Below are 15,097 nucleotides of genomic sequence, written 5' to 3' on the forward strand. Positions count from 1 at the left end.
AGGAATCCCTTCATGCGTCTCATTTTGTTAGGAGCCCCCGGCGCCGGTAAAGGCACCCAGGCGAACTTCATCAAAGAAAAATACAACATCCCCCAAATCTCTACCGGCGACATGCTGCGTGCGGCCATCAAGGCCGGCACCGAGCTGGGCCTGGCTGCGAAAAAAGTGATGGATGCGGGCCAGCTGGTGTCGGACGACATCATCATCGGCCTGGTGAAGGAGCGCCTGAAGGAAGCTGACTGCGCCAACGGCTACCTGTTCGACGGCTTCCCGCGCACGATCGCGCAGGCCGACGCCATGAAGGACAGCGGTGTGAAGATCGACTACGTGCTGGAAATCGACGTGCCCGACGAACTGATCGTCGAACGCATGAGCGGTCGCCGCAGCCACCCGGCATCGGGCCGCGTCTACCACGTGAAGTTCAACCCGCCGAAGGTCGAAGGCAAGGATGACGTGACGGGCGAACCGCTGGTCCAGCGCGACGACGACACGGAAGAAACGGTCAAGAAACGCCTGGCCGTGTACCACAACCAGACCGAAGTCCTGCTCGGCTACTACAACAAGTGGGCGGAATCGGGTCTGCCGGGCGCGCCGAAGTACCGCAAGATCTCGGGCGTCGGCCCGGTCGAACAGGTGCGCGACGCCGCATTCGCGGCACTCGAAGGCTGAGCGCCAGGGCGGCGCAAGCCGCTCTTTTTGGCTCCGGATGACTAATGCCATCCGTCCAGGTTTTTAGATCAAAGTTTTGTCGCACGCTTGTGCGGCGAATGCAGCAAGGTTGGCCGTACCGCAGATCAGCTCAACGAAGCTCAACTAAGCGCACGCGGCCTTTCGACTCTGTGGTGGTTTGATCGAAGAACGAGGGGGACGACATGGCATCCGCGCAGCTCATCTTCGCCGTCGCGTGCGGCGTCATCGCGGTATTCTACGGCTTGTGGTCGCGCAGTTGGGTCCTGCACCAGGATCCCGGCAACGGCCGCATGCAGGAAATCTCGCTGGCCATCCAGCAGGGGGCGTCGGCCTACCTGGCGCGCCAGTACCGCACCATCGGCATCGTGGGCGTCGTCCTGCTGATCGCCATCTACTTCCTGCTCGGCGCGGCCACCGCGGGCGGCTTTCTGGCCGGCGCGGTGCTGTCCGGGGCCTGCGGCTTCATCGGCATGAACGTGTCCGTCCGCGCCAACGTGCGCACGGCGCAGGCGGCTGCGACCGGGCTCGACCAGGCGCTGAACGTCGCCTTCCGCGGCGGTGCGATCACGGGCATGCTCGTGGTCGGGCTGGGCCTGCTGGGTGTGGCGCTGTTCTATTGGATCCTGATGCTGCGCGCCGACGCTGCCCTCACGCAGCATGAGGTCATCCAGCCGCTCGTGGGCCTCGCATTCGGCGCGTCGCTCATTTCGATTTTCGCGCGCCTGGGCGGCGGCATTTTCACGAAGGGCGCGGACGTCGGCGCCGACCTCGTCGGCAAGGTCGAGGCCGGCATTCCCGAGGACGATCCGCGCAATCCCGCCGTCATCGCCGACAACGTGGGCGACAACGTCGGCGATTGCGCCGGCATGGCGGCCGACCTGTTCGAAACGTACGTCGTCACGCTGGTCGCCACGATGCTGCTCGGCTCGCTGGTGATCCCGGGGATGGGCGGCACCGGCACCGTGTATCCGCTGCTGCTGGGCGGGATCTCCATCCTCGCGTCCATCGTCGGCTGCTCGCTCGTGAAGAACCATCCGGGTCACAAGATCATGTACGCGCTGTACACGGGGCTGTGGTGGTCGGCCGCGCTGTCGCTGATCGGGTTCGCCGTCGTCACATGGCTCGTGTGGCCGGACGATGCGATGCGCTGGCGCATGCTGGGCTGCGCCACGGTCGGCATCGCCCTCACGGGCCTGATGGTCTATATCACCGAGTACTACACGGCCACGGAATTCGGCCCCGTGCGCCACATCGCCGAAGCGTCGACGACGGGCCACGGCACCAACATCATCGCGGGGCTGGGCGTGTCGATGAAGTCCACCGCGTATCCCGTGCTCGTCGTGTGCGCCGCGATCCTCGTCGCGTACCAGCTGGGCGGCCTGTACGGCATCGCGATCGCGGCCACCGCCATGCTGTCGATGGCCGGCATCATCGTCGCGCTGGATGCCTACGGCCCGATCACCGACAACGCCGGCGGCATCGCCGAGATGAGCGGCATGCCGGACCAGGTGCGCGCCGTCACCGACCCGCTGGATGCCGTCGGCAACACGACGAAGGCCGTCACGAAGGGGTATGCGATCGGCTCCGCGGGGCTGGCGGCCCTCGTGCTGTTCGCCGACTACACGCATGCGCTGGAGGCGCACGGCACGCATATCGCGTTCGACCTGTCGAATCCGATGGTGATCGTCGGCCTGTTCATCGGCGGCCTCGTGCCCTATCTGTTCGGCGCGCTGGCGATGGAAGCGGTGGGGCGGGCGGCGGGTGCCGTCGTGATCGAGGTGCGGCGCCAGTTCCGCGACATCGTCGGCATCATGACGGGCGCCGGCAAGCCGGAATACGACAAGGCCGTCGACATGCTGACGGCGTCCGCGATCCGCGAAATGGTGCTGCCGTCGCTGCTGCCCGTGATCGTGCCTATCCTCGTCGGCATGCTGCTGGGGCCTGCGGCGCTGGGCGGCATGCTGATGGGGACGATCGTGACCGGACTCTTCGTCGCGATCTCGATGACGACGGGTGGCGGTGCCTGGGACAACGCCAAGAAATATATCGAGGACAATCACTACGGCGGCAAGGGCTCCGATGCGCACAAGGCGGCCGTCACGGGCGACACGGTGGGCGACCCGTACAAGGACACGGCCGGGCCGGCCGTGAATCCGCTCATCAAGATCATCAACATCGTGGCGCTGCTGCTGGTCCCGCTGCTGCCGGCCGGCGGCTGGCTGGCCGTGTCGGAACCGCAGGCGCTGTATGGCAAACCCGCCGCGACCGCGCGTGCACCCGCAACGGCCCCGAAAGCAGCGGTTCAGCGTCCGAGCGCCTCGCTGAGCGCGCTTTCCAGCGACGCCCGGTCCGAATCGCCGCGGTAGCGCACGCCGTTGATGTAGAAGGTCGGGGTGCCGGTCGCGCCGTCGTGGCGGGCGCGCTCGGCGTCCGCCTGCACGCGTGCGCGGTGGCGGCGTTCCAGGACCTCGGCGCCGAAGCGCTCGATGTCGAGATCGAGGTTTTGCGCCAGCACGGCGAGATCCTGCTTGTCGAACACCTGGCGCTGCTGTTCATACAGCGCGTCGTGCATGTCCCAGAACCGGTCCTGGCTGCCGGCGGCCTCGGCCGCTTCCGACGCCAGTTCGGCCAGCGGGTGCAGATGCGCCAGCGGCAGATGGCGGTAGACCAGGCGGATCCCGCCGAACCGCTCGTCCAGGTCGCGCAGCGCGACGTGGGCGCGCGCGCTGTACGGGCACTGGAAGTCCGCATATTCGATCACCGTCAGCGCGGCATCCGCCGGGCCGCGCACGTGTTCGTCGTTGCCGATCTCGTCAACTCGTTTCATTCATGTCTCCTGGTCGCGTCGAGGCGCCATCATGACACGGCAGGCGTATTTGTGTAGTAAATTTTCACCCGGAAAGAAGATAGGTGTAAAAACAAAACAGATGGCGACGAGTTAGCCTCCGTTGCGGTACAGTAGCGTTATCAGCGGTTTTGTTTATTGAACAAGCCGCGCCAGCTTACTAACCAAATGGAGAAAACCATGACGACCAATCTGGGAGGAAAGGGCGTAACCGACGCCCTCGGCCTTGAGTCCACCGACGCACCGCGCCAGGACAGCATGCAGCAGGCCGACGGTGCCGAACGCGCCGAACTGCAGCGCGCGCTGCTGGTCTACGGCATGGCCGGCGCGCTCGGCGCCGGGCAGGCCCGCGGCGCCATCGGCGACGTGCGCAACTGACCGGTAACGCCGGTCGCACGAACGGGACCCGCGCGGTCCCGTTTTTTATTGGCTGTGTTCGCGCTATTTATGTGAACTGTCATTCGTTGCAGAGGTCATACGCATCGTCGAGTTAACTCATGAGGAGTGACGATGCGCGGCCTGACGTTCGACGAATTGTTCGCCATGCTGTTGGCGGTGCAGTTGTCGCCAGACGACCTGTCTCGGCTACGGGAATGGATCGCCGGCATCGTGGATCCGGCCGAGTGCATTGCCCTGATCGAGCAGGCGGCGGCGGGCCGGCCGTGTCCGCACTGCCGCTGCGNGCGCGGCCTGACGTTCGACGAATTGTTCGCCATGCTGTTGGCGGTGCAGTTGTCGCCAGACGACCTGTCTCGGCTACGGGAATGGATCGCCGGCATCGCGGATCCGGCCGAGTGCACTGCCCTGATCGAGCAGGCGGCGGCAGGCCGGCCGTGTCCGCACTGCCGCTGCGCCCGCAAGCACCGCTGCGGCCAGGCGAGCGGATTGCAGCGCTTCCGCTGTCTCGGCGTCTATCAGCATTTCGCGGAGCAGGCCGGCATCACGCATGAAGCGGTGAACGTGGAAGCGGGCGTCCGGGCGCGCGGCGCGATTCACATTCAAAACGGTTTCGCGGCGTGGCGAGCCGCTACCTGATCCATTACTCGGGCTGGCAGCGCGTGCTGGACGATCGTCGGCTCACGAAGCCGGCTCATCTGCTGTGCGCTGCGGTCCAGCTCGGCTAGACGAGCGGGTTACCGAATTACCGCGAACACAGCCTTTTTATTTCAGAACACGCACATGCGGTCCGCTTCCTCGCGCAGCCACGGCCGGAAGTCCGGATGCGCGATGCCGATCAGCGCCTGCGCGCGCTGCTTGGCCGACTTGCCACGCAATTGCGCCACACCCCATTCCGTGACGACGTAGTTGACGTCGTTCTTGCTCGTCGTCGCGTGGGTGCCCGGCGACAGGGTCGGCACGATGCGCGAGACGGTGCCGTCCTTCGCCGTCGACGGCAACACGATGAACGACTTGCCGCCGCGCGAGCGGTTCGCGGCGCGCACGAAATCCACCTGGCCGCCCGTGCCGGAGTAGGGCAGGTGTCCGATGCTCTCGCTGCCACACTGGCCGAGCAGGTCGACCTGCAGGCTCGCGTTGATCGACACGAGCTTGTCGTTCTGCCCGGCGATGTACGGGTCGTTCGTGAAGTTCGACGGGTGCATCTCCAGCATCGGATTGTGGTGCATGAACTCGTACAGGCGGCGCGAGCCGAGCGCGAACGTCGCCACCATCTTGCCCGGCAACAGGGTCTTGCGGCGGTTGTTGACGGCGCCCGCTTCCACGAGTCGTAAAATGCCGTCGCCGATCATCTCCGTGTGGATGCCGAGGTCGCGCTTGTCCGTCAGCTGCATGACGACGGCGTCCGGAATGCCGCCGTAGCCGATCTGCAGGGTGGAACCGTCTTCGATGTGCTCCGCTACGAGACGGCCGATCGCTTCCTGCACGGGACCGATGTGAGGCAGGCCCACTTCCATGATCGGGTCTTCGCTTTCGACCAGCGCCGTCACCTGCGAGATGTGCACGTGGCACTGGCCGTGCGTGAACGGGACGTGCGGGTTCACTTCCAGCACGACGGCGCGCGCCTTGGCGACGGCCGCCATCGTGTAATCCGTGCCGAGGCTGAGGGCGAAGTGGCCGGAGGCGCTCATCGGCGACGCCATCGCGAACACGACGTCGGACGGCATCAGGCCCCGTTCGATCAGCAGCGGGATTTCGGAAAAATAATTCGGGATGAAGTCGCACCAGCCGCCCTGGCCGCCGGCGCGCGACGCGCCGCCGAAGAACAGCGCCGCGTGGCGCACGTGCGGCCGGCATTCAGGCGCGAAATACCCGAACTTGCGCATCGCGAGGATCTGCGCCACCTGGACGTCGTGGAAGCCCCGGCATTCCTGCGACAGCGCGTGCAGCAGGGTGGGCGGTTCGCCGACACCGGTCGGGACGACGATCATGTCGCCGTCACGGACGTGGTTGAGGGCATCGAAGGCACTGCCGCGCTTGGCGCGATACATCTCCTGCAGGGTCTGCATGGTCGTCTCCTGTGTCGTTTTTGTTTGAAAAACATGCACCGTGGCAGCTTAACAGCGTGGCGCAGGAAACTGACGCTCACCTGACACGCATCCGGCGCACAGCAGCGCGCCGGCGAGGCGCCGCGCGGCCGATAATGGAACGCGAGGAGCGACCCATCATGGAACCGAAACGATATGTACTGACTGCATGCATGCTGCTGACGTGGTCGTGCATGGCGCACGCGCAGAACCAGGCCCAGCGTGCGGAGCAGGCCAACCGCGACGCCACCGTGGCCGATGAAGCGAGCACGGCCAGGCCGGCGCGCACGTCGCCGCCGGCGACGCTGAGCTATGGCCCCGTGCTGAATCCGCGCGCACAGCAGGGCGCCGACGCCGTCCGCAAGGACCCGGCAGAGGTGCACGACGAAGCGGATACGCTGGCCCGCCAGGCCCAGCCGCAAGACAAGCCACTCACCGACAAGCAGATCGAGGAATTGCGCCGCCGCGCCGCACGCCGCCACCCGGCGTGGCAGGGAGAAGGGGCGATGGCGCCGCGGCCGCTGCGGTCCGGCGCGACGCCGCCCGCGACGGCCGCCGTGCCGATTCCGCCGCCGGCGACGGCGCCGCAGCCCACCGTGCCCAGCACGAGCGTCATCCGCGGCTGCCAGGGCATCGTTTGCACGGATGGGGCCGGCAATACGTTCAATGCGGGTGGCAGTGCCGGCGTCAGCAGCACGGGCCGCGCATGTGTGCGGAACGGGACCACCGTCACTTGTTTTTGACGTGTCGACCCAATCCCCGCTAGAATCTTCTAGTTGACGTTTACGTAAACGGAAATAAGCGGAAAATAAGCGGAAATTAACGCGAAGCATATCGAAAGGGAGACAGATGCAAATCCAGAATAACGTGTTCATCGTGACGGGCGGCGCCTCGGGCCTGGGCGCGGCCACCGCGCGCACCATCGTCGAGGCGGGCGGTAAGGTCGTGCTAGCCGACGTGCAGCACGACGCCGGCACGGCGCTGGCCGCCGAGCTCGGTGCCGCGTCACGTTTCGTGAAATGCGACGTGACGTCGGAAGCGGACGGCCAGGCCGTCGTGGCGGCGGCGCTCGAACTGGGCAGCCTGCGCGGCCTCGTCAACTGCGCCGGCGTGGCGCCGGCGATCAAGACGGTCGGCAAGGACGGTCCGCATCCGCTGGACGCGTTCCAGCGCGCCATCAACATCAACCTCGTCGGCACCTTCAACATGTGCCGCCTGGCGGCCGATGCGATGGGCAAGGAAGAGGGGCTGGAACACGGCGAGCGCGGCGTGATCATCAACACGGCGTCCGTCGCCGCGTTCGACGGCCAGATCGGCCAGGCCGCGTACGGCGCATCGAAGGCGGGCGTGGCCGGCATGACGCTGCCGATGGCGCGCGACCTGTCGCGCAGCGGCATCCGCGTGATGACGATCGCACCGGGCATCTTCGAGACGCCGATGCTGATGGGCATGCCGCAGGAAGTGCGCGATTCGCTGGGCAAGATGGTGCCGTTCCCGCCGCGCCTCGGCATGCCGCGCGAGTACGCGCACCTGGCGAAGACCATCATCGAGAACGTCATGCTGAACGGCGAGACGATCCGCCTGGACGGCGCCATCCGCATGCAACCGAAGTGAGCCCTTGAGCAATTTCGGGTACGATGCCCTCTGGTATTCCCGGAGAAATCGTATGACCAAGAAGTTGCTCGTCCTCGTTTTGGGCGGTGTATTGACCGCCGCCCTGCACCCCGCAGTCGCACTCGCGCAGGACGCCTCGGCCCTGCAGCGGGCTCCCGAGGCCGCCAGCGGCTATGCCGAGAAGGCCGGCTGGACCGCCCGCAAGTACATGGTGGCGGCCGCGAATCCGCTGGCGGTCGAAGCGGGCTACGAGATGCTGAAACAGGGCGGCACGGCGATCGACGCAGGCATCGCGACGCAACTGGTCCTTACGCTCGTCGAGCCGCAATCGTCCGGCATCGGCGGCGGCGCATTCCTGATGTATTACGACGGCAAGAAGGTGCAGGCGTTCGACGGCCGCGAGACGGCGCCGTCGAAGGCGGACGAGCATCTGTTCCAGCATGCGGACGGCACGCCGATGTCGCGGGCCGAAGGCATCGTGGGCGGCCGTTCGACGGGCGCGCCGGGCGTGCTGCGCATGCTGGCGCTGGCCCATCGCCAGCACGGCAAGCTGGCGTGGAAGACGCTGTTCCAGCCCGCGATCCGCCTGTCCGAGCAAGGCTTCGCGGTGAGTCCGCGCCTGAACAGCCTGCTGGCCGAGGACCGCTATCTGCGCAACGACCCGACCGCGCGCGCCTACTTCTATGCGCCGGACGGCAAGCCGTGGCCCGTCGGCCACGTGCTGAAGAACCCCGAGCTGGCGCGCACCCTGCGCGAACTGGCCGCCGGCGGCGCCGAGGTGTTTTATACGGGCCGCATCGCGCGCGACATCGAAGCGAAGGTCAAGAGCCACCCGACGAATCCGGGCCTGCTGACCGCGGCTGACATCGCCGCGTATCAGCCGAAGCTGCGCGAGCCGGTCTGCAACGACTACCGCGCGTACACGGTGTGCGGCATGCCGCCGCCGTCGTCGGGCGGGATCGCCGTCGCGCAGATGCTCGGCATGTTCGAGACGCGCGACATGAAAGCGCTGGCGCCCGCGAACGGCATCCCGGGCGCGGACGCCGTGCACGTGTTCTCGGAAGTGGGCCGCCTCGCGTATGCGGACCGCGACCGCTACGCCGCCGACACGGATTTCGTCCCGCTGCCGGGCCGCGGCATCCCCGCGCTGCTGGACAAGGGCTATCTGTCGCAGCGCGCCAGCCTCGTCAAGCAGCGCTCGATGGGCAAGGCGCAAGCCGGCCATCCGCCGGGCGTGGAGACGGCGTGGCACTGGGGCCTGGACAACTCGATCGAGGCGCATTCGACGTCGCACATCGTCGCGGTCGATCCGTATGGCGCGGGCCTGTCGATGACGACGAGCGTCGAGGATGCGTTCGGCTCGCGCCAGATGGTCGACGGGTTCATCCTCAACAACCAGCTCACCGATTTCTCGTTCGACTCGCGCGACGCGAACGGGCCGATCGCCAACCGCGTGGAACCGGGCAAGCGCCCGCGCAGCGCGATGAGCCCCACGATCGTGTTCGACAAGAAGACCGGGCGTTTCGTGGAAGCGGTCGGTTCGCCGGGCGGTCCGCTGATCATCAATTACGTGGCCAAGGTCCTCGTCGGCACGCTCGACTGGGGCCTCGACATGCAGCAGGCGATCTCGCTGCCGAACTTCGGCAGCCGCAACGGCCCGACCGAGCTGGAGGCCGGGCGCTTCCCGTTGTCCGAGGTGAAGGCCCTGCAAGCGCGCGGCCACGACGTGCGCGTGTTCGAGCAGACATCCGGCCTGCAGGGCATCGCGCGCATGGAGATTCACGGCGTGCCGCTGTGGTTCGGCGGTGCCGATCCGCGGCGCGAAGGTATTGCAAAAGGTGACTAGTGGTGGGGCCTCGATCAACCTGCTGCGCATCGCTCGCTACGGTTTCTCGAGGCCCTGATGCGCCGCGGGCCGCTTTTTGACTGTTTGTCGAGGCCCTAATACAACGAAGTGTTTGTCGAAGAGCTATTTATTCAACGCAAGGTTGGCAGAGTTTGCTAATCTTGCTCTGTGGATATTGAATGTAAAACGGGTTTGATCCTCAGCGGTGGCGGCGCGCGCGCGGCCTACCAGGCGGGGGTCCTGCAGGCGATCTCCCGCATCCTGGGGGAGGCGGGCTGGCCCGCCGCGCGCAATCCGTTCGAGATCATCTGCGGCACGTCGGCCGGCGCCCTCAACGCGGCCGGGCTGGCGTGCCGCGCCGACGACTTCGGCGACGCCGTCGACGAGTTGGCGGACGTGTGGGAGGGCATCGATGTCACGCAGGTCTATCGCGCCGATTCGCTGGGCGTGCTGCGTTCCGGGGCGCGCTGGCTGTCGCTGCTGTCGTTCGGCTGGATGCTGCGCCAGTGGCACGCGGCGCCGCCGACGTCGCTGCTCGACAACACGCCGCTCGTGGGCCTGCTGCACCGCATGCTCGACCTGCCGCGCCTGGACGCGGCGCTGGCCAGCGGCTGCCTCGACGCCCTCGCGGTCACCGCATCGTCGTACAGCGGCGGCCAGCACGTCACGTTCTACCAGAGCGAACGCAAGATCGCACCGTGGAAGCGGCACCAGCGTCTCGCCCTGCAGGAACAGATCGGCGTCGAGCACCTGCTCGCGTCGAGCGCCTTGCCGTTCATCTTCCCGGCCGTGCCCTTGTACTTCGACGGCCACCTCGAATACTGCGGCGACGGCTCGATGCGCCAGCTGGCGCCGATCGCGCCCGCGATCCACCTGGGCGCACGCCGCGTGCTCGTCGTGGGGGCGGGACGCATGAACGAGACCGTGAACCATTTGCCGGCGCACGTGCGCTATCCGAGCCTGGCGCAGATCGCCGGCCACGCGCTGTCGTCGATCTTCCTGGACGGCCTCGCGATGGATATCGAGCGCCTGCAGCGCATCAACGACACGCTCTCCATGCTGCCTGAGGAGGCGCTGGCGAAGACGCCGCTGCGCCGCATCGAGCTGCTCGCGATCGTGCCGTCGGAACGCCTGGACGACATCGCCGCGCGCCACGCGGCCAACCTGCCGGGGCCCGTGCGCACGCTGCTGGGCGGGATCGGGGCGATCGAGGCGCGCGGCGCCTCGCTGGCGTCCTATTTGCTGTTCGAAGGCGGCTACACGCGCGAACTGATGGCGCTGGGCCAGCGCGACACCTATGCCCGGCGCCGCGACGTACTGGAGTTTTTCGAAGCATGAAACGATGCCTGTTCCTGGTGCTCGCGCTGTTGTGGGCCATTGTCGCCCAGGCCGCGCCGACGCCGACCCTGCGCTTCGAGCACCTGTCGGTGGACGACGGCCTCGCGCAGGAATCCGTGCTGTCGATCGTCCAGGACCCGGACGGCTTCATGTGGTTCGGCACCCAGTCCGGCCTGTCGCGCTACGACGGCTACCGCTTCACGAATTTCCGCAACGTCGTCGGCGATCCGAAGACGCTCGCGAACAACTGGGTGCGCGTGCTGTACGCCGACCGCAAGGGCCGGCTGTGGATCGGCACGGACGGCGGGCTCGATCGCTACGAACCGCAGACCGGCACGTTCAGCCATTTCCTGCCGGACGAACCGGCCAAGCGGGGCAACGGCAACCGCCACATCCGCGCCATCCTCGACGACGGCAAGGAAGGCCTGTGGCTCGCCACGGCCGACGGCCTGCAGCACTTCGACATCCCGACCGGCCGCTTCGACACGTGGCACCACGTGCCGGGCGTGCCGGACAGCCTCGCGTCCGACAAGCTGACGGCCCTCGCGCGCGGGCGCGACGGCCGCCTGTGGATCGGCACCGCGGCGGGCCTCGACAGCCTCGATCCCGAGCGGATGCACTTCCGCCACCATCCGTCGCCGCGCGGCGGCAAGTACGACTTCGTGCAGACGCTGATGGTCGACGCGGGCCAGGGCCTGTGGGTCGGCAGCATGGGCGGCCTGGAACGCCTGTCGCTCGGGCCGAAGGGCGACGTGCGCACGTTCGGGCTCGACGACGGCATGCCGCCCGGCGAGATCAGCGTGTTGTACGAGGACGCCGAGCGCCAGGTCTGGGTCGGCTCGCACGACCGCGGCCTGTACCGCTGGCTGCCCGCGCTGGGCCGCTTCGAGCGCCATCCGCACCGCATCACCGACAGCTACAGCCTGGGCGACAACCAGGTCACGGCGCTGTACGGCGACCGCGTGGGCACGTTCTGGGTCGGCACGTGGTACGGCGGCGTGTCGCGCGCGGACATGGGCAGCGGCGGCTTCGCGCGCATCGTGCGCGGCGACGACACGCCGCTCGCGCTGGAAGACAACAAGGTGCGCGGCATCGTCGGCGACGGCGGCGGGAAGCTGTGGCTCGCCACGAACGGCGGCCTGCACCTGTTCGATCCGGCGACCGGCGCGGACCAGGCGTGGCGCCTCGCGCCGGTCGAAGCGGGGCTGTCGGGCGACGCGATGGCGACGTCGGTGGCGCTCGGCCGCGACGGCACCGTGTGGCTCGGCTCGCGCAACGGCCTCGCGCACTTCGATCCGAAGACCGGGCGCATCACGCGGCGCCCGCTGTCCACCGACGACGTCGACGCCAACTACGTGCGCAACGTGCACGTCACGCGCGACGGCACCTTGTGGGCCGCGACCCGCGGCGGCCTGCACCGCATCGCGCCGGACGGCAAGCAGACGACGTACCAGCACGACCCGACCGCGGCCGCGAGCCTGGCCGACAACATCGTGCGGCCGATGCTGGAAGACCGCCACGGCCGGTTCTGGGTCGGCACGTTCGACGGCCTGGACCTGCTCGACCGCGCCACCGGCAAGTTCCGCCACTTCCGCCACGATCCGGACGATCCCACCAGCCTGTCGCACGACGAGGTGCACTACCTGCTGGAAGACCGGCGCGGCGACCTGTGGGTCGGCACGGCCGTGGGCCTGAACCGCATGGTGATCGGCAGCGACGGCACGCCGCGCTTCCAGCGCTACACGGTGCGCGACGGCATGGCGGACGACGTCGTGGCCGCGATGCAGGAAGACCTCGACGGCTTCATCTGGGTGTCCAGCTCGAGCGGCCTGCACCGGCTCGATCCGTCCAGCGGCGCCTGGCGCAACTACAACGCGACCGACGGCACGATCGAAGGGGCGTACTTCGACGCCTCGGCGCTGCGCGTGGCCGACGGCACGCTCTACTTCGGCGGCAACAACGGCATCACCGCATTCAATCCGCGCGCGCTGCACGACAACCTGATCGCGCCGCGCGCCGTCATCACGGGCCTGCAGATCTTCGGCCAGCCGTGGCAGGACGTCCGGCCGGGCATGCTGCCGGGGCCGATCGAGCGCCTGTCCGGCATCACGCTCACGCCGCAGGACTCCGTGTTCTCGCTGGAGTTCTCGGCGCTGCACTTCGCCGCGCCGGGCCGCAACCGCTTCGCCTACCGCCTCGTCGGCTTCGACCAGGACTGGATCGGCGTCGACGCCAGCAAGCGCTTCGCGACCTACACGAACCTCGATCCGGGCAGCTACACGTTCCAGGTGCGCGCGGCGAACAAGGACGGCGTGTGGAGCGATGCCGCCGCCACGCTGGAAGTGACCGTGCTGCCGCCGTACTGGAAGACGTGGTGGTTCCGCACCCTGTGCGCGCTGGTGGTGATCGGCTGCGGCTACGGCGCGTATCGGATCCGCGTGGACGTCCTGCGGCGCCAGAAGGCCATGCTGGAACAGCAGGTCAGCGCGCGTACGGAACGCATCGAACAGCAGAACCGCCTGCTGGAACGCCAGACCGAGGAACTGCGCGAGCAGGAACGGCAGGTGCGGCGCCGCACGAACGAGCTGGCGCTCGCCAACGACGCGCTGCAGGAAAACGAGGAACGGCTGTACCAGGCCAAGCAGCGCGCGGAAGACGCGACGCGCCAGAAGTCCGAATTCCTCGCCAACATGAGCCACGAGATGCGCACGCCGCTGGCCGGCGTGATCGGCATGCTGGGCTTCGCGCTGCGCGACACGGCGCTGCGCGACTGCACGCGCGAGCAGATCCTGCGCGGCCAGGCGAACGCCCAGTCGCTGCTGGCGATCATCAACGACCTGCTCGACTTTTCCAAGATCGAGGCGGGCAAGCTGACCATCGAGAACATCGACTTCGCGCTCGACGAATCGATTTCGCATGTCGGCACGCTGTTCGAGGAGCAGGCCGGCGCGCACAGCGTGGGGTTCGCCGTGCGCCTCGATCCGGACCTGCCGCGTTTCGTCGTGGGCGACCCGACCCGGTTGCGCCAGATCCTCGTGAACCTCGTCGGCAACGCCTTCAAGTTCACCGAGAGCGGTTCCGTCACCGTGCGCGTCGAGCGCCGCGCGGAAGACCAGCACGACCGCGCGGGCCGCAACATGATCCGCTTTTCGGTCGAAGACACGGGCATCGGCATCGCGCCGGACGCCTTGCCGCGCCTGTTCCAGAAATTCGAGCAGGCCGACGCGACGACGACGCGCCGCTACGGCGGCACGGGCCTGGGCCTGGCGATCTGCCGCCAGCTCGTCGAACTGATGGGCGGCACGATCGGCGTCGCCAGCACGCCCGGCGTGGGCTCCACGTTCAGCTTCGTGCTGCCGCTGGCGGACGGCGTGCAGCCGCACTCCGTCGCCGACCAGCCGCGCGCGCCGCACACGCACCGCCTGCGCGTGCTGTGCGCGGAAGACTATCCGACCAACCAGATCATCGTGCGCATGATGCTGGAGGAGCTGGGCCACCAGGTCGACGTCGTCGAGAACGGCCTGCTGGCCGTGATGGCCTGCGCGCGCACGCGCTACGACCTGATCCTGATGGACGGCCGCATGCCCGAGATGGACGGCGCGTCGGCCACGCGTCTGATCCGCGCCGGCGGTCCGCTGGAAGCGCCCGTACTGGACCAGCACCTGATGATCGTCGCGCTCACCGCCAACGTCAGCGAGGAAGACCGGACGCGCTACCTGGCCTGCGGCATGGATGCCTTCATCACCAAGCCCATCGACGATTCGCAACTGCATTACCACCTCACGCGCGCCATCGAGCGCCAGCTGCAGCGCGGCATCGAACTCGCACCGATGCCGGAGCCGGCCGCGCGCGCGCCGTCGACGGCCGAGCTGGACGCGATGTTCGACGTGCCGGGCGACGCCGTTGCGCCCGCCGCGCCGCCGGCCCCGATCCGGCGCGCAAGCGACCTGAAGGACCGCCTGCGCGGCGCCTTCCTGGCCGACCTGCCGCGCCGCCGCATCGAACTGGACAAGGCGCTGGCGACGGGCGACCGCGACACGGCCGGACGCGTCCTGCACGGCATGAAGGGCAGTGCCGGCTACCTGGGCGAGGATGGGCTGCGCGCGCTGTGCGCCGAACTCGAGGCCCTGGCGGACGCGGGCCAGCTCGACGCCGTGCGCGCGGGCCTGCCGCGCCTGTGGGACCTGCTGGCCCGCTTCGAGGCGGCGACTGCCTGAATCGTGCGCGCGTCTCACAGTCTGTATAATTGCCATTTAACAATTGCGACACAATGGGGCAGGG

General features: G+C 67.9%; 10 protein-coding genes. 8 read left to right on the forward strand and 2 right to left on the reverse strand.

Going from position 1 to position 15,097, the window contains the following annotated elements:
- Window positions 1-12 precede the first annotated feature (12 nt).
- Both adk and ASD28_RS10825 read left to right on the forward strand, forming a co-directional pair.
- The gene (adk, locus tag ASD28_RS10820) at window positions 13-669 is read left to right on the forward strand and encodes an adenylate kinase (protein WP_056127006.1); all 657 of its coding nucleotides are present in this window, start codon (window positions 13-15) and stop codon (window positions 667-669) included.
- Window positions 670-872: 203 nt separating this feature from the next.
- The gene (locus ASD28_RS10825; RefSeq protein ID WP_056127008.1) at window positions 873-3,056 is read left to right on the forward strand and encodes a sodium-translocating pyrophosphatase; all 2,184 of its coding nucleotides are present in this window, start codon (window positions 873-875) and stop codon (window positions 3,054-3,056) included.
- Here the strand turns inward: ASD28_RS10825 and ASD28_RS10830 are convergent.
- Window positions 2,993-3,517: a DsbA family protein gene (locus ASD28_RS10830; RefSeq protein ID WP_056127010.1), complete on the reverse strand. Its 525-nt coding sequence runs from the start codon at window positions 3,515-3,517 to the stop codon at window positions 2,993-2,995. The genes ASD28_RS10825 and ASD28_RS10830 overlap by 64 nt on opposite strands.
- A 198-nt stretch (window positions 3,518-3,715) precedes the next feature.
- Here ASD28_RS10830 and ASD28_RS10835 point away from each other — a divergent pair, with 198 nt between their 5' ends.
- Window positions 3,716-3,913, forward strand: a complete 198-nt coding sequence (locus ASD28_RS10835; RefSeq protein WP_056329679.1) for a hypothetical protein — start codon at window positions 3,716-3,718, stop codon at window positions 3,911-3,913.
- A 788-nt stretch (window positions 3,914-4,701) separates the two neighbouring features.
- Here ASD28_RS10835 and ASD28_RS10845 read toward each other — a convergent pair.
- On the reverse strand, window positions 4,702-6,000 hold the full coding sequence (locus ASD28_RS10845; protein ID WP_056127017.1) for an acetyl-CoA hydrolase/transferase family protein: 1,299 nt from the start codon (window positions 5,998-6,000) through the stop codon (window positions 4,702-4,704).
- Window positions 6,001-6,158: 158 nt separating this feature from the next.
- On the opposite strand from ASD28_RS10845, the gene ASD28_RS10850 reads away from it, so the two are divergent.
- The 5 genes from ASD28_RS10850 (at window position 6,159) to ASD28_RS10870 (ending at window position 15,033) form a co-directional block, all read left to right on the forward strand.
- Window positions 6,159-6,761 (forward strand): hypothetical protein, encoded by a 603-nt coding sequence (locus ASD28_RS10850; RefSeq protein WP_156403885.1) that lies wholly within the window; start codon window positions 6,159-6,161, stop codon window positions 6,759-6,761.
- A 106-nt stretch (window positions 6,762-6,867) separates the two neighbouring features.
- The gene (locus tag ASD28_RS10855; protein ID WP_056127020.1) at window positions 6,868-7,632 is read left to right on the forward strand and encodes a 3-hydroxyacyl-CoA dehydrogenase; all 765 of its coding nucleotides are present in this window, start codon (window positions 6,868-6,870) and stop codon (window positions 7,630-7,632) included.
- 52 nt (window positions 7,633-7,684) lie between these two features.
- A complete protein-coding gene (ggt, locus tag ASD28_RS10860) occupies window positions 7,685-9,478 on the forward strand; it encodes a gamma-glutamyltransferase (RefSeq protein WP_056127022.1) in 1,794 nt (597 codons plus the stop codon).
- A 192-nt stretch (window positions 9,479-9,670) separates the two neighbouring features.
- Window positions 9,671-10,816, forward strand: a complete 1,146-nt coding sequence (locus tag ASD28_RS10865) for a patatin-like phospholipase family protein (protein WP_056127024.1) — start codon at window positions 9,671-9,673, stop codon at window positions 10,814-10,816.
- A complete protein-coding gene (locus ASD28_RS10870) occupies window positions 10,813-15,033 on the forward strand; it encodes a two-component regulator propeller domain-containing protein (protein WP_056127026.1) in 4,221 nt (1,406 codons plus the stop codon). The genes ASD28_RS10865 and ASD28_RS10870 overlap by 4 nt, the downstream gene beginning before the upstream one ends.
- Window positions 15,034-15,097: the final 64 nt, after the last annotated feature.

Source organism: Massilia sp. Root133 (genome assembly GCF_001426525.1).
In the GTDB taxonomy this organism is placed as follows: Bacteria; Pseudomonadota; Gammaproteobacteria; order Burkholderiales; family Burkholderiaceae_D; genus Telluria; species Telluria orientalis.